Origin of the sequence: Pseudomonas sp. EggHat1, assembly GCF_014892995.1 — a bacterium.
In the GTDB taxonomy this organism is placed as follows: Bacteria; Pseudomonadota; Gammaproteobacteria; order Pseudomonadales; family Pseudomonadaceae; genus Aquipseudomonas; species Aquipseudomonas chaetocerotis.
This window is the reverse complement of the sequence record NZ_JACKQK010000001.1, coordinates 674,643-695,245: the sequence shown is the minus strand read 5'-3', so window position 1 is coordinate 695,245 and position 20,603 is coordinate 674,643. Positions and strand designations below refer to the sequence as shown.

Sequence of the window (20,603 nt, the reverse complement as noted above, 5' to 3'; positions counted from 1 at the left end):
GATTGAGCTTTTGTCTTGTTATCCAAAGGCCGTGCCATTTGACGAAATATCGCTTCTAACGCTGACGAAATATCGTTAATGACGATATTTCGTTTTTAAGTTTTAGATTTAAAGTCTTTATTTTTCAATTGCTTACTGTGTTTTTATGAGCTGGTACAGCTCCTGCAATAGCTGACATGAACCGGTCAGCAATGGCCCAGCCCAGTCAGCGCCCGCCTCACCAATCTGGGGCAGGCCATCGCAGGAGTGATCATGATGAGCGTCAACAGCCTGGACGATCCATTCAGCCCCGACAGCGAGCTTTCCCATGCCGCCGGGTGTGCTTGCCAGCGTTGCACGCCGAGTGCCGCTGCGCTGCCCGATAGCAGCGAAGCCATGCTCGATCGCGCGGTGGAGAACGCCATCGTGCGCGGTGTGTTCGGCCACAACGATTTCTCCCGGCGCAGTTTCATGGGGATGATCGGGGGCGGTGTCGCGGCGGCGATTCTGGGCAGCATGATCCCGCTGGACGCGGTCAAGGCGGCGGTCAAGGACAGCCTTGGCCCGCTGGAAAAGACCAAGCTGAAGATCGGCTTCGTGCCCATCACCTGCGCCACGCCGATCATCATGGCCGAGCCGATGGGCTTCTACGCCAAGTACGGCCTGGAGGTGGAAACGGTGAAGACCGCCGGCTGGGCGGTGGCGCGCGACAAGTCGCTGGCCGGCGAATACGACGCCTCGCACATGCTCTCGCCGATGCCGCTGGCCATCAGCCTGGGGCTGGGGTCGACGCAGTCGCCCTTCGTCATGCCGGCGCTGGAAAACGTCAACGGCCAGGCCATCGTGCTAGGCATGCAGCACCAGGACAAACGCGATCCGAAGCTGTGGAAAGGCATGCGCTTCGGTGTGCCGTTCGAATACTCGATGCACAACTTCCTCCTGCGTTATTACGTCGCCGAGCACGGCCTGGACCCGGATCGCGACATACAGATTCGCGTGGTGCCGCCACCGGAGATGGTCGCCAACTTGCGCGCCGGCAACCTCGATGGCTTCCTCTCGCCGGACCCGTTCAACCAGCGCGCGGTGTGGGAGAAGGTCGGTTTCATCCACCTGCTGACCAAGGAGCTGTGGCCGGGCCATCCGTGCTGCGCCTTCGCCTGCAGCCAGCGCTTCGCCAGTGAGAACCCCAATACCTATGGCGCGCTGCTGCATGCGCTGATCGATGCCACGCAGTACTCCTCCAAGGCCGAGAACCGCAAGGCGGTGGCCGAGGCGATCTCCACTCGCAACTACCTCAACCAGCCGGTACCGGTGGTGCAGCAGGTTCTCAGCGGGCGTTATGCCGATGGCCTGGGCAACATTCATGACGAGCCGCAGCGCATCGACTTCGATCCGTTCCCCTGGCAGTCGATGGCGGTGTGGATCCTCACCCAGATGAAGCGTTGGGGCTATCTGCAGGGGGATGTCGACTACCGCAATATTGCCGAGCGGGTGTTCCTCGCGGCTGACGCCGGCAAGGTGATGAAAGAGCTCGGCCTGCCGGTACCGGCCGATGCCTACAAATCCTTCAGTGTGATGGGCAAACCCTTCGATCCGGCCGATCCGGACGGTTACCTGGCCAGCTTCGCCATGCGGAGGTCGTGATGAAAGCGTCCATTTCCCTGCGCGCGGCGATCCTCTCCGCGCTGCTGTTGGTGCTGCTACTCGCCATCTGGGAGGTGCTCTGCCGAGTGCCCGCCAGCGCGGCAGTCAGTGCCGATGACGAATACGCCCTGCTCATGGGCGAAGCCGAGCAGGAGGCCCGTGTGCCACCGCCTTCGGTGGTGCTGGCGCATGCCTACGCCGAGCTGAGCCAGCCCTTCTATGACAACGGGCCGAACGACAAGGGCATCGGCATCCAGCTCGCGCATTCGCTGTATCGGGTGCTGACCGGTTATCTGCTGGCGGCGATGGTGGCGATCCCGGTCGGCTTCGTCATCGGCATGTCGCCACTGATGTACCGCGCGCTCAACCCCTTCATCCAGATTCTGCGACCGATTTCGCCGCTGGCCTGGATGCCGCTGGCGCTGTTCGTGATCAAGGATTCGCAGACTTCGGCGATCTTCGTGATCTTCATCTGCTCGGTATGGCCGATGCTGCTCAACACCGCGTTCGGCGTCGCTGGCGTGCGCCGCGACTGGATCAACGTCGCCCGCACCCATGAGCTGAGCCCGCTGCGCACGGCGTTCAGCGTGATCCTGCCTGCGGCCATGCCGACCATCCTCACCGGTATGCGCATCTCGGTCGGTATCGCCTGGCTGGTGATCATCGCCGCCGAGATGCTCGTTGGTGGCACCGGCATTGGCTACTACGTGTGGAACGAGTGGAACAACCTCAACCTGGCCAGCGTGATCTTCTCGATTCTGATGATCGGCGTGGTCGGCATGCTGCTCGACCTTCTGCTGGGCAGCGTCGCCCGTCTCGTCAGCTATCAGGAGTGATGTCATGTCCCGCTATTTTCTCGATGCGCGCCGCCTGGCCAAGCGTTTCCCGCAACCCGGCAGCGAGCCGCTGACAGTCTTCGAAGACGTCAGCTTCGGTCTCGACCAGGGCGAATTCGTCTGCATCATCGGTCACTCCGGTTGTGGTAAATCGACCATCCTCAATGCCCTGGCCGGGCTCGACAGCTTCAGCGAAGGCACGCTGGAAATGGCCGGCAAGGAAGTCGCCGGGCCCAGCCTCGAACGCGGCGTGGTGTTCCAGAACTACAGCCTGCTGCCCTGGCTCAGTGCGCTGGAGAACGTCGAGTTCGGCGTGCGTGCGCGTTTCCCGCAGTGGTCGAAGGAGCAGCGCCGCGCGCATAGCCGCAAGTACCTGGAAATGGTCGGCCTGGGCGGCTCCGAGGCGCGCAAGCCGGCGCAGCTGTCTGGCGGCATGCGTCAGCGCGTGAGCATTGCCCGCGCCTTCGCCACTCAGCCCCAGTTGCTGTTGCTCGATGAGCCCTTTGGCGCACTGGACGCCCTGACCCGCGGGGTGATCCAGGACGAACTGATCAAGATCTGGAGCGCCACCAAGCAGACGGTGTTCATGATCACCCATGACGTTGATGAGGCGATCCTGCTTTCGGACCGCATCCTGCTGATGACCAACGGCCCGCAGGCGCGCATCGCCGAGTCGGTGCGCATCGACCTGCCCCGGCCGCGCCAGCGCGACCAGGTGATTCACCACCCGGCGTACTACCGCATCCGTAACCACCTCGTGGACTTTCTGGTGAACCGCTCGCACGAGCTGCGCGGCCGCACCGTGGCCGACGAGCAAGGCTTCCCACCCGATATCAACCCCGCCCTGGACGAGCCGGCAGCGGCCGCCAGGGTCGTACCTCTGACCCCCGTGAAGGAGTTTCACCATGGATAAGCAACAGATGCGCACCACCATCATCGACGCGAAGGCGCGCCTGGGCCTGGACTGGGCCGCGCTTGGCCAGGGCATCGGCATGTCGCCGGTGTGGACGACCTCCGCCTGTCTGGGCATGAACAGCATGGCCAAGGCGCAGGCCGATGCCCTGTGCGAGATGCTCGAGTTGCCGGCGGAAGTCTCCACCGCGCTGCAGGCGTTCCCGCACAAACACTGGGACAAGGCCATCCCCACCGACCCGCTGATCTACCGCTTCTACGAGATGATCAACGTCTACGGTGAGACCATCAAGGAGCTGATCCACGAAGAATTCGGCGACGGCATCATGAGCGCCATCGACTTCAGCATGGACATTTCCCGCGTCGCCGACCCCAAGGGTGACCGTGTACAGATCGTGCTCAACGGCAAGTTTCTGCCCTATCGCAGCTGGTGAATCGTCGCGGCATATCGTCGCGATGGACAAAAGGCACGGCACCCGCCGTGCCTTTTGTTTTGCGCTCTGCGAAAATGCCCGCACTTTTTTCGTCGGATGCCGCCATGACCGCCCTGAAGAACGACCGTTTCCTGCGTGCCCTGCTCAAGCAACCCGTGGATGTCACGCCGATCTGGATGATGCGCCAGGCCGGCCGCTATCTGCCGGAATACCGCGCGACCCGGGCCAAGGCCGGCGACTTCGTGAGCCTGATGAAGAACCCGGAGCTGGCCTGCGAGGTCACCATCCAGCCGCTGGATCGCTACCCGCAACTGGATGCGGCGATCCTATTCTCCGACATCCTCACCATTCCCGATGCCATGGGTCAGGGTCTGTACTTCGAGACCGGCGAAGGCCCGCGCTTCAAGAAAGTGGTCAGCAACCTGGCCGATATCGAGGCGCTGTCGGTGCCCGACCCGGAGAAAGATCTGGGCTATGTGATGGACGCCGTACGCACCATCCGCCGTGAACTCAATGGCCGTGTGCCGCTGATCGGCTTCTCCGGCAGTCCGTGGACGCTGGCCACCTACATGGTCGAAGGCGGTTCGTCGAAGGATTTTCGCAAGACCAAGGCGATGCTCTACGACAACCCGCAAGCCTTGCATGCGTTGCTCGACAAGCTGGCGCAGTCAGTCACCGCTTATCTGAACGGCCAGATCCTGGCCGGTGCACAGGCGGTGCAGATCTTCGACTCCTGGGGCGGCGCGCTGTCGGCGGCGGCCTATCAGGAGTTCTCCCTGGCCTACATGAAGAAGATCGTCGACGGCCTGATTCGCGAGCATGATGGCCGCCGTGTACCGGTGATCCTGTTCACCAAGGGCGGTGGCCTGTGGCTCGAATCCCTGGCAGACACCGGCGCAGAAGCGCTGGGTCTGGACTGGACCTGCGACATCGGCAGCGCTCGCGCCCGTGTCGGTGCCAAGGTCGCCCTGCAAGGCAACATGGACCCGGCGGTGCTCTATGCCAAGCCGGCGGCGATTCGTGCCGAGGTGGCGCGCATCCTGGCCGCCTACGGTGCTGGCAGTGGCCATGTGTTCAACCTCGGCCATGGCATCACCCCGGAAGTCGACCCGGCCCACGCGGGCGCCTTTTTCGAGGCCGTGCACGAGCTGTCCGCGCAGTATCACCGGTAAGGCGTCTCCACGACGCCAAGACCCATTCCCCATCACTCCCGCGAAGGCGGGAGCGTCGGTGCTGCGTGCTATCTGGATGCCAACCGAAGCAGAATGACGGTTATTTCAGCGGCCGTCCTGGCGCTTCCCTTGGCGCCACGCGTTCCGTTTTCTTGCGCGGATGAATCAGGCGCACGCCGATTATGCTGTCCGTATCGCCATGCTCGAACAGGCTTTCGCTGGGTGTGGGTTTGCCGCCGAAAAGCGCAGGATTTCCGGAAAAACCCACCGGCTCCAGCGGGATGCCACGGGGGCTGAGATCCAGTTGGCCGTTACCGTTGCTGTCCTGGAACACCTGCACGGCATAGCGACCGGGGGGGAGATCATCCAGGCGCAGCGGTGCCTCCGTACCCTGAAGTTCGCGCAGGCTGGGCTGCCAGTCCTGCTGGTCTGCTGGCACCAGCGCCAGGTACAGGTTTGCCTGATCCTGTAAGTCTTCCACCTCGATCAGCAGGTCGCCCGCCTGGAGCGACTGGCAAACGAGTAGCGGAACCAATAGGCAAAGTTGGCACAGGCGGGTTACGGTTTGAAGAATTCTCTGTGGCATAATTTGCACATTTTGCAGGGAATGCGCCGCGAATGCGTCATGTTTTAGTCGTCCACTTTTCTCAGACTGGCCAATTAGACCGCTTGGCGCAATCGGTCTGTGCGCCCCTGCGCGAGTGTGACGGCATCCAGGTGGATTGCCTGGCGCTGCAACCGGCCGAACCTTTCCCCTTTCCCTGGCCGTTTCTCGGCTTCTTTCGCATCTTCCCGGAAACCGTGCTGATGAAGCCGCAGCCGTTGCTGCCGCTCGCCGTGGACGCCAACAAGCGCTACGACCTGGTGATTCTGGCCTATCAGGTGTGGTTCCTCTCGCCTTCGCTGCCGTGCACCAGTTTTCTCGCCTCGCCCGAGGCTGCCCGCCTGCTGAAGGACACGCCAGTGGTGACCCTGATTGGTTGCCGCAACATGTGGCTCATGGCGCAAGAGAAGGTCAAGGCACGCCTGCAGACGTTGGGTGCGAAGTTGGTGGATAACGTGGTGCTGACCGACGCCTGCGGTACGGCCGCCAGCTTCCTGGCTACGCCGCTGTGGATGTTCACCGGCCGGCAGAAGCCCTACAGCTGGGTGCCGCGTGCCGGTATCGACGAGCGGGAATTGGCGGCGGCCAGCCGCTTCGGCGACGCTATGGCCCGTCGGCTGCTTGCTGACGAACTACCCATCGAGACACCGATGCTTGCTGGCCTGGGCGCGGTGAAAGTGGATGAAAAGCTGATCGCCAGCGAAAAGGTCGGCAATCGCAGTTTCACCTTGTGGAGTCGTCTGCTGTCGGCGCTAGGCCCGCAGCAGAGCCGCCGACGCGGCGCCGGGCTGGTGCTGTACATCGTGTTCCTGATTTGCCTGATTCTGACCGTGGTGCCGATCACGGCGGTGTTGAAAAAGTTGCTGGCTCCGTTGTTCAAGGCGCGTATCCAGCGAGAGAAGGCCTACTTTGCCGGCCCGTCCGGCGAGTGATGTGACCTGAGGTATTGCAGTGGCTCATCCCGTATTCATCAATCGCATCAGCGCCTGCCTGCCGCACGATCCTGTGGGCAACGAGCAGATGGAGACGCGCCTCGGTATGGTCGGTGGCAAGCCATCGCGCGCGCGCAAACTGGTGCTGCGCCGCAATGGTATTGAGCAGCGTCACTACGTGATCGACCCGAATACCGGCGAGCCGAGCATGAGCAACGCACAGCTCAGCGCCGAAGCCATTCGCGGTTTACAAGGTGGCGGCTTCGAACTGAACCAGCTCGACTGCCTGGTGGCCAGCACCTCGTCGCCGGATCAGGTGATGCCGGGGCACGCCGTGATGGTGCATGGCGAGTTGGGCAACCCGTCTTGCGAGGTGGTGACCACGGCAGGTATCTGCCTGTGTGGGATGACGGCGCTGAAATACGCCTGGATGAGCGTGGCCAGTGGCGAGAGCCGCACGGCCGTGGCCTGTGGTTCGGAGGTCGCCTCGACCCTGATGCAGGCGCGCAACTTCAACGCCGAGTATGAAAGCCGCGTCGACGAGCTGGAAAAGCATCCGGAGATCGCTTTCGAGAAGGATTTCCTGCGCTGGATGCTTTCCGATGGTGCTGGCGCCGTGCTGTTGCAGGATCGCCCGAATCCGAGCGGTCTGAGCCTGCGCATCGACTGGTTGGATATCTACTCCTTCGCCGATCAGATGCCGCCCTGCATGTACGCCGGTGCAGATATGCAGGACGACACCCTGCGTGGCTGGAGCCGTTACGACGCCGACGAGCGCGCGAAGCAGTCGGTGATGGCGATCAAGCAGAACGTCAAACTGCTCAACGAGAACATCGTCAAATACACCGTGATCGAGGCGCTGCGCCGGATCATGGCGCGCCGCGAGTTGCGCGTGGCGGATATCGACTGGTTCCTGCCGCACTACTCCTCGGAGTTCTTCCGCGAGCCGCTGGCCGTGGGCCTGGCCAATGTCGACCTGCCGATTCCGATGGAGCGCTGGTTCACCAACCTGACCAGCAAGGGCAACACCGGCGCGGCGTCGATCTTCATCATCCTCGAAGAGCTGTTCAATGGCGGTCGCTTGCGCAGCGGCCAGCGGTTGCTCTGCTACGTGCCCGAGAGCGGGCGTTTCTCCAGTGCGTTCATGCACCTGACGGTGGTCGGCGATGAAGCTTGATGAGGTTCCCCAGGATCACAGCTCCACCTATGGCGGCCACAGCAAGCTGGTTTACGCAGTGGATGCCAGCGGTCATTACCAGGGGACCCAGAGCGATGGCTGGGAGCCGGAGGCCTATAGCACATTGCTCGCCGTCGCCGAGCTCGAGGCCCAGGAGGCCGAGGCCAGAGAGGCTTGGCAGCGCGGCGAGCTGTCACCGCTGAAATGCCTGATGTACCGCTACCGCATGGATGAAGCGGCCCTGTCGCAAATCACCGGCCTGTGGCAATGGCGCGTGCGCCGGCATTTCCGTCCAGACATCTATCGCCGCTTGAGCACTTCGCTGCTGGCGCGCTACGCCGAGGCCTTTGGCCTGACCGTCGACGAGTTGCGTCGCTACCAGAGAGAGTTGCCATGACTGCGTTCGAACACCGCCAGAGCGCCCACTGCGAAAGTGGCGTCATGGCCAGTCTGCTGACCCACGCAGGCCTGCCCATGAGCGAGCCGATGGCTTTCGGCCTGGCCTCGGGTCTGGCCTTCGCCTACCTGCCGATCGTCAAGCTCGGTGGTATGCCGTTGATTGCCTATCGCATGCCGCCGCGCCACCTGATCAAAACCCTGAGCAAACGCCTTGGCGTGCGCCTGACCAGCCGCACGTTTTCCAACCCCGAGCAGGGCCGCGTTGCGCTGGATGCGGCGCTCGACAGCGGTCGCCTGGCTGGCCTGCAGAGCTCGGTGTTCTGGCTGCCGTATTTCCCACCGGAGATGCGCTTTCATTTCAACGCGCACAACCTGCTGGCCTATGGGCGCGAGGGTGACGAGTACCTGCTCAGCGATCCGGTATTCGAGGAGCCGGTGCGCTGCGCCAGCGCCGATCTGCAGAAGGCGCGCTTCGCCAAGGGCGCGCTGGCGGCCAAGGGGCTGATGTACTACCTCGACGACGTGTCGCCGGACCAGGATTGGGAGCGCCTGATCCGCCAGAGCGTGCTGTCCTCCTCGCGCATCCTCGACGGCATGCCGCTGCCGTGGATCGGTATTCGCGGCATCCAGCACCTGGCCAAATGCGTCGAGTCGCTCGACCCGGCGCAGGTCAAGTACAACCGCCTGTACCTCACTCATATCGTGCGCATGCAGGAAGAGATCGGCACTGGCGGTGCAGGCTTTCGTTTCATGTACGCCAGTTTCCTGCAGGAGGCCGGCGAGAAAATCGGCGATACCAGCTTGCAGGAGGCATCGTCCCGGCTCACGGCGGTGGGCGATGACTGGCGCCAGTTTGCCTCGGCCTGTGTACGGGCCAGCCGCAGCAAGGGCGAGGCGCCGGACTTCAGGCCGATCGCCGAGATGCTTCGAGGCATCGCCGGGCAGGAGCGGGTGTTGATGAAAGAGCTGGGTGCCTGGGCCAAACGCAAGGGCTGATTGCTTTCTGAGAGGCTGGTTGTGGTGGGCTGAAGCGGATCACCAATGCCGTCAACAAGCCTGCAGCTGCAGCACTTCGATGTCTGCCGTCAGCTCGGCAAAATCCTGTGCGTTCGTTGGCGCCTCGATCAACACCGCCTGCGCCTGAAAATCGCCATTCTCGTCGATCACCACCAGCAGCGCCTGGGTGATTACGCCATCGGAAAGATCCAGGGCAGCCAGTGCCTGCAGCTGTTTCCATACATTCGTCCCGGCTCCGATAAACAGGTTTGGCCCCTCCAGCCCCAATTGAGCGGCGACGTGGAAGCCGGCAGCGTTGCTGACGCTGTTGACGAACTCAAAGGGCTTGGGCTGGCGCTGGTGGACGCACACGGCATCGAGCAGTGCGCCCATGGTGGCGCGTGCCGGGTGGCGCGAGGCCAGATAGAGACCGCAGTCGCTACGTACCCGCGCCTTGAGTGGCGCGCTGCATAGCAGTGCCTGCAGGATCATGCGGTCGATGCGCCGTGGCGGGGTAGCCAGCCACTGGCTCAGCGCGGCCTTGAGATCCTTGTCGGAGCAGCGCGCCTCTCCGCGAACTCTGCACGCGGCGATGACCGGCTTCATGCCTGGTCTCCCGTGCAGCGCTGCAATATCAGGCTGGCATTGTTACCACCGAAACCGAAGAAGTTGGCCAGCAGCAGGCTGTCTGCCGCGATGCTGGTCGGCTGGGCAATGAGTGGCAGCAGCGCCTCCGCCGCATAGTCCACGCCTGGCAGGCTGGCTAGATTTTCCACCAGCAGCAGGGTTTCGCTGAGGCCGCAGGCGCCCAGGGTATGGCCGAGCCAGGGTTTGAGCACACACAGCGGTGGCAGCGCATCGCCGAACAGCAGGCGCACACCATTGCTCTCGGCGCGGTCATTGGCGCCGGTGGCGGTGCCGTGCAGTTTCACCAAACCGATCTGTCCGATGTCGACACCGGCACTGCGCAGGGCTTCACGCATTACCCAGTCGATATGGCTGCCGTCTTCGCGGGTGGTGGTCAGGTTGCTGGTGTCGCAGGCGCTGAAACCGCCGAGCAGCTTCGCCAGTGGCGCGTCGCCGGGCTCCTTTGCCAGCAGCGTGGCGGCATAGGCTTCGCCGAGAATCAGGCCGTCGCGTTCCGGGTGAAAGGGCCGGTAGACGCCACTTGGGCTGATCAGCTCGAGTGCACCGAAGCCTTGTTGGGCAATGGCGCTGGGCGTCTCGAAGGCCAGTACCAGCACGCGTTCGTAGAGGCCGGACGCGAGCATTCGCGCTCCATACAGCAGGCCATTGGCAGCGCTGGTGCAGGCGGTGTTGAGGGTGAAGGCGTCGGCGAAGCCCCACCGCTGGCGAAGGTCTTCGGCCAGCCGGTCGAGCGGGGTCGAATGCTCCGGGTGAAAACCGCCTTCTGCGGCGATCAATTGTTCGAGGTCGTCGATATCCAGGCTGGTGCTGGCGATGATCAGCAGGCAGTCATCCAGCCCCCCCGGCTGTTCGCCCAGGGTTTCGCCGAGCAGTCGGTCACAGCGCTGCAGGCGGGTTTCAGCGCAGCCGCCGACTGCCAGATAGGGGCGCGGCTGCTGCAGCTCATGCAGCAGAAACGAGCCGGACACAGGCCGCTGGCCGCCTTGAAGGGCCGCGCCAGCGGCGCGCAGGTCGGCGCCAAGGGCGCTGTGCAGGGCGCCGCGCTGGAGGTAGATGGGCGTCACTTTTTCTGCCTGATGAAGGCCGCGATGCTGGCGATGCTGTTGAGAATGCGCCGTCCGTCCTTGGCTCCTTCGATGCGTACGCCATAGTGCTGCTGCAGCGCCAGGGACACCTGCAGGGCATCGAGGCTATCCATGGCGATGCGGCTTTGCTGACCGAACAGCGGCTCGTCATCGGCGATGCTCTGCCAGTCGATGTCGTCTTCCTTGTCGCACTCACGGATCAGCAATTGCTTGAGCTCTTGTTCTAGTAATGTGTCGTCCATTGCGTTTGCTGCACTCGTTTGCGGAACAGGAAAAGCCCGGTGCCGCCCAGCAGGATGGCGAACAGCAGAAGACGGGCACAGTCAGGGGCGATGTCGGCAAGCGTTCCCTGGCCCACCAGCAGGGTCAGGAAGGCGTCCAGTGCCCAGCTCATCGGCGAGATTTCCGCCAGTTGGCTCATCGCTTCTGGCATCACGCTCTTGGGCACCATGATGCCGCCGATTGCGGCGAGGATGATATTGAGGCCACCGCCCAGCAGCAACGCCTGTTCGCCGCTACGTGCCAGTGCGGCCAGCAGCAGGCCCAGGCTGCAGGCCGCCAGGCTCAGGCTCAGGGCCAGCAGTACATAGGCCAGTGGCGAGCCTGGCAGGTTCAGGCCGCTCAGGCCGAGCAGCGGCAGGATATGGATGCCGATGGCCAGCAGCAGGGCGAACTGCAGCAGATTGATCGCCAGGTAGGGCAGCAACTTGCTCAGAACCAGGGTGGCAGGGCTCACGCCCAGCGCACGAAAACGAAGGAGTGCGCCGCTCTGTTGTTCGCGCTGGAAGCCGCCGGCCATCGGCAGGGCGACGAAGAACATGCCGAAGATCAGCCAGGCTGGCACGCTCAGCTGGCTGGCGTTGGCCTTGCCGCTGAGTTCGCCGCTGGCCAGTACCTGGAATTCAACGACTTCGCTCTGCGTACGCTGGCGGATAAGTTGCCAGCGTTCGTCTGCCGTCATCTCTGCTGGCAGCGCTTCGCTGTCTTCGAGGTAGGCGAGCAGGCGCGTCTGCGCCAGAGCGATGTTCAGCGCCGCGCGCAGGCGCTGACGGCTCTGACTGTCGAAGCGCGCGGGAAAGCTCAGTACCGGACCCTTGTGGGGAATGTTTAGCAGGGTCTCGGAGAAGTCGCTGGCAAGGCTGATTCGCGGCAGTGCTTCATCGCTGCTGGCCAGCAGCAGGCTGCCCGGCAGCTGGGCCATCAGCGCCTCATGGAAGAACTGGCTGGCCTCGCTGCTGCGTGGCACCTCCAGCACCACGCTCAGCGGTGGCGGCTGGTCGCGCAGGTAGTTGGACAGCGCGGCGGCCATCAGCACGAGAAACAGGATCGGCATGATGAACAGCACGGCCAGCGCGTGCGGGTCGCGCAGCAGCAGCAGGCATTCCTTGCGCACCAGCGCCAGCAACGGGCTCACAGGCGGCCTCCGTTGAGGCTCAGGTAGAGCTGTTCCAGTGATGGCCGGCCAAAGCGCAGCAGGCTCGGTGGGGTCGGCTGCGCGGCAAGGTACTGGGTGATGGCGAGCAGTTGCTGGCAGTCCAGATTACTGATGCGCAGACCATCCGGCAGCGCCTCGGCGCTCAGCTGCAGTTGGTCAAGCAGCGCTTGAAAACCGGCCGGTACCTGCTCCGGCCATTCCAGCAGCAGGCCGTGGCCGGCATCGAGCAGTTGATTCTTGTCCACATCGAGGCGCACCTTACCCTCATGAAGAAGCAGGATGCGCCCGGCCACGCGCTCGACCTCGTCCAGATAGTGACTGGTGTAGATCACCCCATGGCCTTGCGCAGCGAGTCGCTCTACGGCATCGAGCAGCAACTGGCGGCTGCCGGCGTCGACGCCGACTGTGGCTTCGTCGAACAGGTACAGGCGCGCGGGTTGGAGCAGGCCAATGGCGAAGTTCAGGCGACGTTGCTCGCCACCGGACAGGCGTGCTGCTCGGCGCGGCAACTTGTCTTCCAGGGCACTGCTGGCGATGCACAGCTCCAGGCGCTGGCGGCGCTGGGTGCCCTGCAGGCGATAGAGATCGGCGAACAGGGCGAGGTTCTCGGCTACTGTGAGTTCGGCGTAGAACGCCAGCTGCTGCGGCACCAGACCCAGGCTGCGCGGGCCGTGCCAGCGGATTTCGCCCTGTTGCAGGGCCAGCGTATCGCTGAGCAAGGCCAGCAGTGTGGTTTTGCCGGCGCCGTTGCTGCCGAGCAGGCCCAGGCACTGACCTTCCTCCAGTTGCAGATCGATGCCTTGCAGCGCCGAAGTGTCTGCGCCTGGGTAGCGAAAGCTGACGTTGCTTAGTTCAAGCACGGACGAGTACCAGCAGCAGTTTGCCGTCCAGCAGCGGTTGCGCGCCGGCATGGATGGCAAAGGCATAGAGGGCGCCGGCCGGGCTCAGCGCCTCCTGCTGGGCGCTCACCAGCAGTGGCTCTGCACTGCGTGTGACCGGGTGCAGATGGAGCTGGGAAAGTTTGCCGACCAGGGCCATTTCGATGGCATCCGCTTCGCCGTATAGGGCACCATGTGCGGCGCAAAGCTGGGCTGCGGCTTCGAACAGCAGGCACGGCGAGGCATTTTCGCCAAGCTTGTCGAGGTGATGCCAGGCACTGAGGCCGCGGATATTGAGACTGTCATGATCGACCAATGCATCCAGCCATAGCGCGTCGCCCTGGTGCGGCAGCAGTGTGTGCAGTTGGGTGCGATCCATGGCAGGCGGTCGGTACGTACGGGTGACGCAGTGTAACAGAGGCAGGGATAGAGGGAGGATGCAGTGACAATCTGGCAGTTGGCGGCTTTTGTGATGCTCAGCGCAGTGCTGGTAGGCATTTCCTGGCGCACCTTGGGCAATCCGCGCAGTCACGGCTTCTATCGATTCCTCGCCTGGGAGGCGATGGCGCTGATGCTGGTGCTCAATGCGCCGTCCTGGTTTGGCGACCGGGGTGAACTGCATCAGCGCATATCCTGGGGGCTACTGAGTCTTTCGCTGGCGGTGCTGTTTGCGGGCGTGTACCAGATGCGCCGTTTTGGTCAGGCGGGTACGCAGCGCCAGGATGATGAGCTATTCGCCTTCGAGCGCACGTCGCAACTGGTGACGGGCGGTATCTTCCGCTACATCCGCCATCCGATGTACTGCTCGTTGCTGCTGCTGGCCTGGGGCATCGCTTTCAAGCGCATCGATGCGCTGATCGTCCTGCTGGCTGTGCTTTCCAGTGTGCTGCTGTGGTGTTCGGCGCGCTGCGAAGAGCGCGAGTGCCTGGCCTATTTCGGCGAGGCCTACCGCGAGTACATGGGGCGAAGCTGGATGTTCGTGCCGCTCGTGCTCTGATCTCACACAGGGTTGCTATTGCGCGCTCTGGTGCTCCAGCAGCAACTGTCGATAGGCGCGCTGATAGTCTTCATAGCCGAGGTTCTGCTGTTGCAGGTCGCGCACTCGTTCATCCAGGCTTTTGCGTGGCCCGGGTGTCGAGGTGGCCTGTGTGGCAGGTGGGGTTGTGCTGCTCAACTGAGCGCTGGCCAGCAACTCGTCGATGACCGGGTCGATCTTGCTTTTGGTGCCTTGCCATTTCATCAGCGACAAACCGCCTTTGCCGCGCAGGTGATAGTTGGCCTTGGCCAGTGTCTGACGACGGGGGCCGAGTATGGTGATTTCGGCGGTGGACAGATAGGGCGCCATGTCCCAGGAGCGGCGGGCGGTGTATGTCACCACATAAGGGCAGTCTGCTCTGGGAATCTTCGAGTAGATCTGCGTCTGGATTCCATGCCGTGCGAAGCCTTCTTGCAGTACGGACACGAAGTCGCTGACCTGAACTTTTGGGTTCTCTTCGATACACATCTGGTCGGCCGCCGCCTTTAGTGGCGTGACCCGGGTAGCAGTGCAACCGCCGAGCAGCGTGGCCGCCGCGAGCAGAGGCAGGGCAATGCGTATTGTCGACATGTTAGAGGGCTTCCTTGCGTGAAAAGGCCACCTCGAAGGCGGCCTTTGCGTGAGTGCCGCTGGTGTCACTTCACCTTGGCGTATTTGGCCTTCAGCGCGACACCGGCCATGATGGCGCCGGCATGGCATTCGTATTTGCTGTCGTCGCGGTATTCCTTGTTCTTGTAGTTGCTGGCCAGGTCGACCACGGCGTTGGCACCGGCAGCCTTGGCGGCGTTCTGCAGTTTGATCAGGGCCGATTGCAGAACCCAACTGCAGGCTTCTTCATCACTCTTGTTGAAAGCGTTGGTCTTCTGGCTGGTGGTGACGTTGGCGTTGATGATCTGTGCGCCAGCCGGAGTCTTGTTCAGGTAGAACTTCACCGAACCATCGAGACGACCGGCCTGGGTGGCTTCGTTGACCACCGACTGGAAGTCGAGGAAGTGAGCGGTGTCGCGCGCCTGGCTGAGGCCGGGCAGCAGGGCGACGGAGAGAAGAGCGGCAGTGGTCCAGATTTTGGCTTGCATGGGTATCTCCTTGAATATCACTGTGTGTAAGAGCGCGTTCAACGTCTGCTGCGCGTGGGCCTGTCGCACTGATGAACAGGCCGTTACCAACCAGGCACCTGCTAGAAGGAAGCCCTGTTCAGTTCCTGCTGGATGCTGCGATCCAGATTATGGATCCAGTTGTTGTAATTGCGATGGATCTTGCCGTTCTTGTAGCCAAGGTTCTGGCTGTCGCGATAGCGGATCGAATAGCTCGACACGCTATAGGGAATGGTGATCTCGGCCTGGTGGCTGCGACGCTGGATCAACGCCATGATATTGCCCCGGTCGGCACGCTCGACCGTCCACTGGCGGTTTTGCAGGGCGCTGAGAATAGCGCGGCGCATATCATCCTCATTCCTGACCGCCGAAGTGGGTGTACGGTTCTCAATGTTCATCACCGGTTTTGACGTACAGGCTGCGACGCCCAGCAGCAGCGCAACGATCAGAGCAGATCGAGTGAAATGAGACATCATCCTTGTTCCTTGTCAGTTGAAGGTCAGTGCCAGCGCTTGAAGATCAGCGAGGTGTTGACGCCACCAAAGGCGAAGTTGTTGTTCATCACGTACTCATGGCTCATCTGGCGGAACTCGCCGCGCAGATAGTCCAGCTCACCGCAGGCCGGGTCGATCTCGTCCAGGTTCAGGGTGTAGACGTAGCTGTCCGAGTTCATCATTTCGATGCTGAACCAGGACTCCAGCGCGCCGCAGGCGCCCAAGGTATGGCCGAGGTAGCTCTTCTGCGAGCTGATCGGCATCCGCGCGCCGAACAGGCTGCTGGTGGCCAGGGTCTCGGCGACATCGCCCTGCTCGGTGGCAGTACCATGACCGTTGACGTAACCGATGGCGGAAGGTTCCAGGCCGGCGTCATCGAGCGCCAGCTGCATGGCGCCGCGCATGGTCTCCTGCACCGGCTTGGTGGCGTGCTGGCCGTCCGAGTTGCAGCCGAAACCGACGATCTCGGCATGGATGGTGGCGCCACGAGCGAGGGCATGCTCCAGCTCTTCGAGCACCAGGATGCCGGCGCCTTCACCGATTACCAGACCGTCACGGCCGCTGTCGTAGGGGCGCGGGCTGGTGTGCGGCGCGTCGTTTTTCAGGCTGGTGGCGTAGAGCGCGTCGAAGACCATGGCTTCGGTGGGGCACAGCTCTTCGGCGCCGCCGGCGACCATCATCTTCAGGCGTCCGAACTTGATCGCCTCATAGGCATAGCCGATGCCCTGGCTACCACTGGTGCAGGCGCTGGACGTGGGGATCAGGCGGCCCTTGAGACCGAAGAAGATGCTGATATTGGCCGCCGTGGTGTGCGGCATCATGCGGATATAGGAATTGGCGTTGAGGCCGTCCGCCACCGAGTTCAGCAGCATGTTGCCGAAGGCCTTGACCTCCTCGGTGCTGCCGGTGGACGAACCACAGGCCACGCCCATGCGCCCGTCGGCGATGCATGGGTCGCCGAGCAGCCCGGCGTGCTCCAGGGCGCGTTCGGCGGCGTACACGGCCAGCTTGGACACCCGGCCCATGCTGCGCGTCTGCTTGCGGTTCCAGTGCTTGGGCTGGACGAAATCGTCCACCGGCCCACCCAGGCGGGTGTTCAGCTCGGTGAAGCGGTCCCATTCGTCCATGCGGCGGATACCACTCTTGCCGGCCTTGAACGCGGCCGAGATGGTTGGCCAGTCGCTGCCCAGCGAGGTGATACCGGCCATGCCGGTGACGACTACACGTTTCATCAACACAAACCACCATTCACCGCGAGAACCTGGCGCGTAATGTACGCCGCCTCGTCGGACATCAGAAAGTTCACCGCACCGGCCACCTCTTCGGGGGTGCCCATACGGGCGGCCGGGATCATCTTGAGAATCTCGTCCACCGGTACCAGCTCGTCGAGGATCTCGGTATCGATCAGGCCGGGCGCTACGCAGTTGACGGTGATCTTGCGCTTGGCCAGCTCGATCGCCAGGGCCTTGGCGGCGCCGATCACGCCGGCCTTGGACGCGCTGTAGTTGACCTGACCGCGGTTGCCGACCAGACCCGATACCGAGGTGATGCAGACGATGCGGCCTGGCGCGCGGCGACGAATCATCGGCATGGTCAGCGGGTGCAGCACGTTGAAGAAACCGTCCAGGTTGGTACGCATGACCTGATCCCAGTCGTCCTCGGACAGCGCCGGAAAGGCGCCATCGCGGGTCAGGCCGGCGTTGCACACCACGCCGTAGTAGGCGCCGTGTTGCTCGACATCGGCCTCCAGCGCCTCGCGGCAGGCTGCGCGGTCGGACACGTCGAATTGCAGGATGCGCGCCTGGCGACCCAGTTCGGCGATCTGCGCCTGCACGGCTTCGGCCTCATCGCGGCGCGAGCGGCAGTGCAGGACGATGTCATGGCCCGAGCGCGCCAGGCGCAATGCAATGGCGCGGCCGATACCACGGCTGGAACCGGTGACCAGAACGGTGGCGGCAGAAGTGCTTTCAGTCATGGGATTGTTCTTGCTGTTCTTGTAGATAGACCGCCGGTTGCGGCGGGCGGAACACGTTGAGGCGGGCTTCGGCCTGGATGCCGGGGCCTTGCAGGTGGCATTCGAACACACCCATGCCATTGTCGTCCTGTAGCGAGCACAGGGCGCGGATGCGCAATTCGCTTCCGGCCGGAAAGCTCTCGACGTTGCAGGTGTACTTGCGGGTGCCGAGGAGAAAGCCCAGCTCCACCGGCAAACCAGCTCGCTTGGCCTGGATACCGGCAAAGGCGGCAATGGCCTGTGCCATCAGCTCGATGCCGGTCCAGGCCGGCAGGCTGCCGTCAGCATCGCTGAGCAGGCCGCCGGGGCGCACTGTGAGGCGTACCTCGATCGCTTCGCTATCGCAGCTCAGTACTTCATCGAGCAGCACCATGTTGCCCGCATGGGGTACCAGTTCGGCGACTGGCCACAGGCTCATGACGCATCTCCCAGGATCAGCGCGACATTGTTGCCGCCGAAGGCGAAGGAGTTGCTCATCAGGTAGCGACCCTTGTCGCGGGCCAGGCGTGCGCCAGGCTGGACGAGCTCGAGGGGCGCCAGTTCGGGGTCGTGCTGGCCATCCCAGAGGTGCGGCGGAAGCAGACCGTCGCGGTTGTATTCGCTCAGGGTGAGCCAGCAGAAGGCCGCCTCCAGCGCGCCGGCAGCGCCCAGGGTGTGGCCGGTCATGGGTTTGCTCGAAGAGCAGGGCAGGCCGTCGGGGAACAGCGCGTGCACGGCCTTGCTCTCCATCACGTCGTTATGTCGGGTAGCGGTGCCGTGCAGGTTGAGATAGTCGATTTCGCTGGCGCCGACGCCGGCCTGGATCAGCGCCTTCTCCATGGCTGCTCGGGCGCCGAGACCTTCCGGGTGCGGTGCGGAGATATGGTGGGCGTCCGAGGTGGCGCCTCCGCCGAAGAAGGCGATGGGACTATGCTCGCGGGTCATCAGGAACAACGCCGCCGCCTCACCGATATTGATGCCGTGGCGGTTCACCGAGAACGGATTGCAGGGTTCGGCGCAGACGGCTTCCAGCGATGAGAAGCCATTCAGGGTAAGGCGGCACAGGCTGTCGACGCCACCGCAGATCACCGCATCGCACAGACCCTGGCTGAGCAGGCGATGAGCGCTGAGCATGGCACGGGCGCTGGAGGTACAGGCCGTGGACTGGCAGTACACCGGGCCCGTCAGGCCCAGCCAGTCGGCGAGGAAGTTGGCCGGTGCAGCCATTTCCTGTTGGGCGTAGTCGTATTCGGCGGGCAGCACGCCTTCGTTGAAGTGACGCGCGATATGCTCACCCGCTTCACGGATGCCCGAGGTGCTGGTGCCCAGTACCAGGCCGACGCGCTGCGCGCCAAAGCGGGTGATGGCTGCGCGCAGCTCGGGCTCGATCTGCTGCGCAGCGGCCAGCAGCAACTGGTTGTTGCGGCTGTGGAATGCCTCGAAACCTGCAGGCATGTCGGGCAGATCGACATGCACGGCGCCTACCGTCAGGCTGCGGTCGCTGACCCAGCCCGCTTCGGCACGCATGCCCGAGGCGTCGCCGGCAAACAGCGCATCGGCCACGGCCTGCTTGCCTTCGCCGAGGGCGCAGAGCAGGCCGAGTGCATTGAGGTAGCCGGGGGTGGGGGAACGGTGCATCAGTCGCTTTCTTCCAGGTTCAGTACGCGTATCCGGTAGTTCAAACCGGTCTTGCCAAGGGTGAAATCCAGTGGGCCGTGGTAATCGATGACCCAGTCCGGCTCGAGTCGGCGCTGCTCATCATTCACCTGCTGCCAACTGCCGGGCGGGTAAGCATGCAGTGCGTCGGCGCGAGCCAGGGCGAACAGCAGCGTGGCGAACAGCTCGCGCGCTTCGCTATTGGGTGGCAGCAAGCCGTCGTTGTGCCACTTCCCGGCATCCAGCAACTGGCGGGCCAGGGGAATACCGAGCGGATCCAGCAGCGACCAGCGCAGGAGCGAACCTTCCTGCTGGATCACCAGCAACCAGTCTTGGAGCGCGTCCGCCTGTTCACGCCGGATCTGCAAGGTGAGCGGCAAGGGCGCGACTAGTGCCGGGGCCACTTGCGGCACGGGTGTGCGTGCGGTGCAGGCGCCCAGCAGCAGGCTGGCGACGAGCAGGAGTATGCGTGGCATCACGGTTTGCGCGCCACCACGTTGAGCAGCGTTTCGTCGCGTTGGCCGACCGGCTTGGGCCGCATCAGGCCCCAACGTTCCAGCAGGCCGAAGTCCTTGGCCCGGCTCCACCACAGGTAGGGGTAGGAAACGCGGGTATCGTCGAATTGGAAGCCCTGTGCACGCAGCATGTCCAGGTACTGCTCGGCGCTACGTTGCACGTGCATCGGATGGCGGAACAGCCAGCGGATCACCCAGGTGTCGATGTAGAACTTGGTCGACTCGGCCAGCAGCAGCCGGCCACCGGGCTTGAGCACGCGCCAGAATTCGGCGAGCGCCTGTTCCTGCTCCACCAGGTGGTGCAGGGTCTGATGGCAGAACAGCAGGTCGACGCTGGCGTCGGGCAGGTCGATGGAGGCGCAGTCGCTGGCGATCAGTTCGACCTCCAGGCCCAGGCGCTCGGCCTCGCGACGCGAGCACTCGAGGCTGTGCGGGTCGGCGTCGAGACCGATCATCCGTGTCGGTGCGAAGGCGGCGTTGAGCAGGCCGAAGGAACGGCCCTGACCGCAGCCGGCATCGAGCAGCACGGGTGCTTGCGGCAGCGGGCTGCCGGTCAGGCGCACCAGGTCGTTGATCGCGACCCGCAACACATGGTGTTGCCACACATGGCTCTGCAGGAACCAGAAGCCGAAGCGGGTTTCTTCGACGTAGGTGGGCGAGACGGGGCGCAGGGCGTTCATCGAC

26 protein-coding genes are annotated in these 20,603 nt (G+C 63.5%); 10 read left to right on the top strand and 16 right to left on the bottom strand.

Annotated elements, in window-relative coordinates; translation table 11 throughout:
* Positions 1 to 255: 255 nt before the first annotated feature.
* The 5 genes from INS93_RS03185 (at position 256) to hemE (ending at position 4,977) form a co-directional block, all read left to right on the top strand.
* Positions 256 to 1,623: a CmpA/NrtA family ABC transporter substrate-binding protein gene (locus INS93_RS03185; RefSeq protein ID WP_192980425.1), complete on the top strand. Its 1,368-nt coding sequence runs from the start codon at positions 256 to 258 to the stop codon at positions 1,621 to 1,623.
* A complete protein-coding gene (ntrB, locus tag INS93_RS03180) occupies positions 1,623 to 2,459 on the top strand; it encodes a nitrate ABC transporter permease (RefSeq protein ID WP_192980271.1) in 837 nt (278 codons plus the stop codon). The genes INS93_RS03185 and ntrB overlap by 1 nt, the downstream gene beginning before the upstream one ends.
* A gap of 4 nt (positions 2,460 to 2,463) precedes the next feature.
* Positions 2,464 to 3,372: an ABC transporter ATP-binding protein gene (locus tag INS93_RS03175; protein ID WP_192980270.1), complete on the top strand. Its 909-nt coding sequence runs from the start codon at positions 2,464 to 2,466 to the stop codon at positions 3,370 to 3,372.
* Positions 3,365 to 3,805 (top strand): cyanase, encoded by a 441-nt coding sequence (cynS, locus tag INS93_RS03170; protein WP_192980269.1) that lies wholly within the window; start codon positions 3,365 to 3,367, stop codon positions 3,803 to 3,805. Before INS93_RS03175 ends, cynS begins: the two co-directional genes overlap by 8 nt.
* A 104-nt stretch (positions 3,806 to 3,909) precedes the next feature.
* Complete coding sequence (gene hemE, locus INS93_RS03165) at positions 3,910 to 4,977, top strand: uroporphyrinogen decarboxylase (protein ID WP_192980268.1); 1,068 nt, start codon at positions 3,910 to 3,912, stop codon at positions 4,975 to 4,977.
* Between the two features lie 100 nt (positions 4,978 to 5,077).
* Here the strand turns inward: hemE and INS93_RS03160 are convergent, their stop codons facing one another.
* Positions 5,078 to 5,458 (bottom strand): DUF2141 domain-containing protein, encoded by a 381-nt coding sequence (locus tag INS93_RS03160; RefSeq protein ID WP_319017533.1) that lies wholly within the window; start codon positions 5,456 to 5,458, stop codon positions 5,078 to 5,080.
* A 137-nt stretch (positions 5,459 to 5,595) separates the two neighbouring features.
* Here INS93_RS03160 and INS93_RS03155 point away from each other — a divergent pair, with 137 nt between their 5' ends.
* From INS93_RS03155 to INS93_RS03140, 4 genes are read left to right on the top strand one after another with little or no spacing between them, the layout of a single operon-like run.
* Positions 5,596 to 6,513 carry a dialkylrecorsinol condensing enzyme gene (locus INS93_RS03155; RefSeq protein WP_192980267.1) on the top strand — a complete coding sequence of 306 codons (918 nt, stop codon included), beginning with the start codon at positions 5,596 to 5,598 and terminating at the stop codon, positions 6,511 to 6,513.
* Between the two features lie 19 nt (positions 6,514 to 6,532).
* Positions 6,533 to 7,690 (top strand): beta-ketoacyl-ACP synthase III, encoded by a 1,158-nt coding sequence (locus INS93_RS03150; RefSeq protein WP_192980266.1) that lies wholly within the window; start codon positions 6,533 to 6,535, stop codon positions 7,688 to 7,690.
* Positions 7,680 to 8,087: a hypothetical protein gene (locus tag INS93_RS03145; RefSeq protein WP_160019119.1), complete on the top strand. Its 408-nt coding sequence runs from the start codon at positions 7,680 to 7,682 to the stop codon at positions 8,085 to 8,087. The genes INS93_RS03150 and INS93_RS03145 overlap by 11 nt, the downstream gene beginning before the upstream one ends.
* Entirely contained in the window at positions 8,084 to 9,085 is a 1,002-nt protein-coding gene (locus INS93_RS03140; RefSeq protein WP_192980265.1) for a BtrH N-terminal domain-containing protein, read from the top strand. The genes INS93_RS03145 and INS93_RS03140 overlap by 4 nt, the downstream gene beginning before the upstream one ends.
* A gap of 51 nt (positions 9,086 to 9,136) precedes the next feature.
* On the opposite strand, the gene INS93_RS03135 is transcribed toward INS93_RS03140, so the two are convergent.
* The 6 genes from INS93_RS03135 to INS93_RS03110 are packed head-to-tail and all read right to left on the bottom strand — an operon-like array spanning position 9,137 to position 13,510.
* Positions 9,137 to 9,691: a hypothetical protein gene (locus INS93_RS03135; protein ID WP_192980264.1), complete on the bottom strand. Its 555-nt coding sequence runs from the start codon at positions 9,689 to 9,691 to the stop codon at positions 9,137 to 9,139.
* Positions 9,688 to 10,797, bottom strand: coding sequence for a beta-ketoacyl synthase N-terminal-like domain-containing protein (locus INS93_RS03130; protein ID WP_192980263.1), 1,110 nt, complete (start codon positions 10,795 to 10,797; stop codon positions 9,688 to 9,690). Before INS93_RS03130 ends, INS93_RS03135 begins: the two co-directional genes overlap by 4 nt.
* Positions 10,794 to 11,060: an acyl carrier protein gene (locus INS93_RS03125; RefSeq protein WP_074676408.1), complete on the bottom strand. Its 267-nt coding sequence runs from the start codon at positions 11,058 to 11,060 to the stop codon at positions 10,794 to 10,796. Before INS93_RS03125 ends, INS93_RS03130 begins: the two co-directional genes overlap by 4 nt.
* Positions 11,042 to 12,232: an ABC transporter permease gene (locus INS93_RS03120; RefSeq protein WP_192980262.1), complete on the bottom strand. Its 1,191-nt coding sequence runs from the start codon at positions 12,230 to 12,232 to the stop codon at positions 11,042 to 11,044. The genes INS93_RS03125 and INS93_RS03120 overlap by 19 nt, the downstream gene beginning before the upstream one ends.
* Positions 12,229 to 13,113 carry an ABC transporter ATP-binding protein gene (locus INS93_RS03115; RefSeq protein ID WP_192980261.1) on the bottom strand — a complete coding sequence of 295 codons (885 nt, stop codon included), beginning with the start codon at positions 13,111 to 13,113 and terminating at the stop codon, positions 12,229 to 12,231. Before INS93_RS03115 ends, INS93_RS03120 begins: the two co-directional genes overlap by 4 nt.
* Positions 13,106 to 13,510, bottom strand: a complete 405-nt coding sequence (locus tag INS93_RS03110) for a beta-hydroxyacyl-ACP dehydratase (RefSeq protein WP_160019125.1) — start codon at positions 13,508 to 13,510, stop codon at positions 13,106 to 13,108. Before INS93_RS03110 ends, INS93_RS03115 begins: the two co-directional genes overlap by 8 nt.
* 63 nt (positions 13,511 to 13,573) lie before the next feature.
* Between INS93_RS03110 and INS93_RS03105 the strand changes: the two genes are divergently transcribed.
* Entirely contained in the window at positions 13,574 to 14,128 is a 555-nt protein-coding gene (locus tag INS93_RS03105) for a methyltransferase family protein (protein WP_192980260.1), read from the top strand.
* Between the two features lie 15 nt (positions 14,129 to 14,143).
* Here the strand turns inward: INS93_RS03105 and INS93_RS03100 are convergent, their stop codons facing one another.
* The 9 genes from INS93_RS03100 to INS93_RS03060 all read right to left on the bottom strand — a co-directional run bounded on the left by INS93_RS03100 (position 14,144) and on the right by INS93_RS03060 (position 20,599).
* Complete coding sequence (locus INS93_RS03100; RefSeq protein WP_192980259.1) at positions 14,144 to 14,737, bottom strand: Sbal_3080 family lipoprotein; 594 nt, start codon at positions 14,735 to 14,737, stop codon at positions 14,144 to 14,146.
* 65 nt (positions 14,738 to 14,802) lie between these two features.
* Positions 14,803 to 15,243 carry an excinuclease gene (locus INS93_RS03095; protein ID WP_074676402.1) on the bottom strand — a complete coding sequence of 147 codons (441 nt, stop codon included), beginning with the start codon at positions 15,241 to 15,243 and terminating at the stop codon, positions 14,803 to 14,805.
* Positions 15,244 to 15,344: 101 nt separating this feature from the next.
* Positions 15,345 to 15,608 carry a hypothetical protein gene (locus INS93_RS03090; RefSeq protein WP_192980258.1) on the bottom strand — a complete coding sequence of 88 codons (264 nt, stop codon included), beginning with the start codon at positions 15,606 to 15,608 and terminating at the stop codon, positions 15,345 to 15,347.
* Positions 15,609 to 15,760: 152 nt separating this feature from the next.
* The gene (locus tag INS93_RS03085; RefSeq protein ID WP_192980257.1) at positions 15,761 to 16,987 is read right to left on the bottom strand and encodes a beta-ketoacyl-ACP synthase; all 1,227 of its coding nucleotides are present in this window, start codon (positions 16,985 to 16,987) and stop codon (positions 15,761 to 15,763) included.
* Entirely contained in the window at positions 16,987 to 17,730 is a 744-nt protein-coding gene (gene fabG / locus INS93_RS03080) for a 3-oxoacyl-ACP reductase FabG (protein WP_160019131.1), read from the bottom strand. The genes INS93_RS03085 and fabG overlap by 1 nt, the downstream gene beginning before the upstream one ends.
* Positions 17,723 to 18,187, bottom strand: coding sequence for a hotdog family protein (locus INS93_RS03075; RefSeq protein ID WP_160019132.1), 465 nt, complete (start codon positions 18,185 to 18,187; stop codon positions 17,723 to 17,725). The genes fabG and INS93_RS03075 overlap by 8 nt, the downstream gene beginning before the upstream one ends.
* A complete protein-coding gene (locus INS93_RS03070; RefSeq protein ID WP_192980256.1) occupies positions 18,184 to 19,386 on the bottom strand; it encodes a beta-ketoacyl-[acyl-carrier-protein] synthase family protein in 1,203 nt (400 codons plus the stop codon). Before INS93_RS03070 ends, INS93_RS03075 begins: the two co-directional genes overlap by 4 nt.
* On the bottom strand, positions 19,386 to 19,880 hold the full coding sequence (locus INS93_RS03065) for a hypothetical protein (RefSeq protein ID WP_160019134.1): 495 nt from the start codon (positions 19,878 to 19,880) through the stop codon (positions 19,386 to 19,388). Before INS93_RS03065 ends, INS93_RS03070 begins: the two co-directional genes overlap by 1 nt.
* Entirely contained in the window at positions 19,880 to 20,599 is a 720-nt protein-coding gene (locus INS93_RS03060) for a class I SAM-dependent methyltransferase (protein ID WP_178094695.1), read from the bottom strand. Before INS93_RS03060 ends, INS93_RS03065 begins: the two co-directional genes overlap by 1 nt.
* Positions 20,600 to 20,603 lie beyond the last annotated feature (4 nt).

Coding starts and splice junctions, on each gene's coding strand:
- INS93_RS03185 (WP_192980425.1), top strand. CDS start 256: ATGAGCGTCAACAGCCTGGACGATCCATTCAGCCCCGACAGCGAGCTT.
- ntrB (WP_192980271.1), top strand. CDS start 1,623: ATGAAAGCGTCCATTTCCCTGCGCGCGGCGATCCTCTCCGCGCTGCTG.
- INS93_RS03175 (WP_192980270.1), top strand. CDS start 2,464: ATGTCCCGCTATTTTCTCGATGCGCGCCGCCTGGCCAAGCGTTTCCCG.
- cynS (WP_192980269.1), top strand. CDS start 3,365: ATGGATAAGCAACAGATGCGCACCACCATCATCGACGCGAAGGCGCGC.
- hemE (WP_192980268.1), top strand. CDS start 3,910: ATGACCGCCCTGAAGAACGACCGTTTCCTGCGTGCCCTGCTCAAGCAA.
- INS93_RS03155 (WP_192980267.1), top strand. CDS start 5,596: ATGCGTCATGTTTTAGTCGTCCACTTTTCTCAGACTGGCCAATTAGAC.
- INS93_RS03145 (WP_160019119.1), top strand. CDS start 7,680: ATGAAGCTTGATGAGGTTCCCCAGGATCACAGCTCCACCTATGGCGGC.
- INS93_RS03140 (WP_192980265.1), top strand. CDS start 8,084: ATGACTGCGTTCGAACACCGCCAGAGCGCCCACTGCGAAAGTGGCGTC.
- INS93_RS03135 (WP_192980264.1), bottom strand. CDS start 9,691: ATGAAGCCGGTCATCGCCGCGTGCAGAGTTCGCGGAGAGGCGCGCTGC.
- INS93_RS03125 (WP_074676408.1), bottom strand. CDS start 11,060: ATGGACGACACATTACTAGAACAAGAGCTCAAGCAATTGCTGATCCGT.
- INS93_RS03110 (WP_160019125.1), bottom strand. CDS start 13,510: ATGGATCGCACCCAACTGCACACACTGCTGCCGCACCAGGGCGACGCG.
- INS93_RS03100 (WP_192980259.1), bottom strand. CDS start 14,737: ATGTCGACAATACGCATTGCCCTGCCTCTGCTCGCGGCGGCCACGCTG.
- INS93_RS03095 (WP_074676402.1), bottom strand. CDS start 15,243: ATGCAAGCCAAAATCTGGACCACTGCCGCTCTTCTCTCCGTCGCCCTG.
- INS93_RS03090 (WP_192980258.1), bottom strand. CDS start 15,608: ATGCGCCGCGCTATTCTCAGCGCCCTGCAAAACCGCCAGTGGACGGTC.
- INS93_RS03085 (WP_192980257.1), bottom strand. CDS start 16,987: ATGAAACGTGTAGTCGTCACCGGCATGGCCGGTATCACCTCGCTGGGC.
- fabG (WP_160019131.1), bottom strand. CDS start 17,730: ATGACTGAAAGCACTTCTGCCGCCACCGTTCTGGTCACCGGTTCCAGC.
- INS93_RS03075 (WP_160019132.1), bottom strand. CDS start 18,187: ATGAGCCTGTGGCCAGTCGCCGAACTGGTACCCCATGCGGGCAACATG.
- INS93_RS03070 (WP_192980256.1), bottom strand. CDS start 19,386: ATGCACCGTTCCCCCACCCCCGGCTACCTCAATGCACTCGGCCTGCTC.
- INS93_RS03065 (WP_160019134.1), bottom strand. CDS start 19,880: ATGCCACGCATACTCCTGCTCGTCGCCAGCCTGCTGCTGGGCGCCTGC.
- INS93_RS03060 (WP_178094695.1), bottom strand. CDS start 20,599: ATGAACGCCCTGCGCCCCGTCTCGCCCACCTACGTCGAAGAAACCCGC.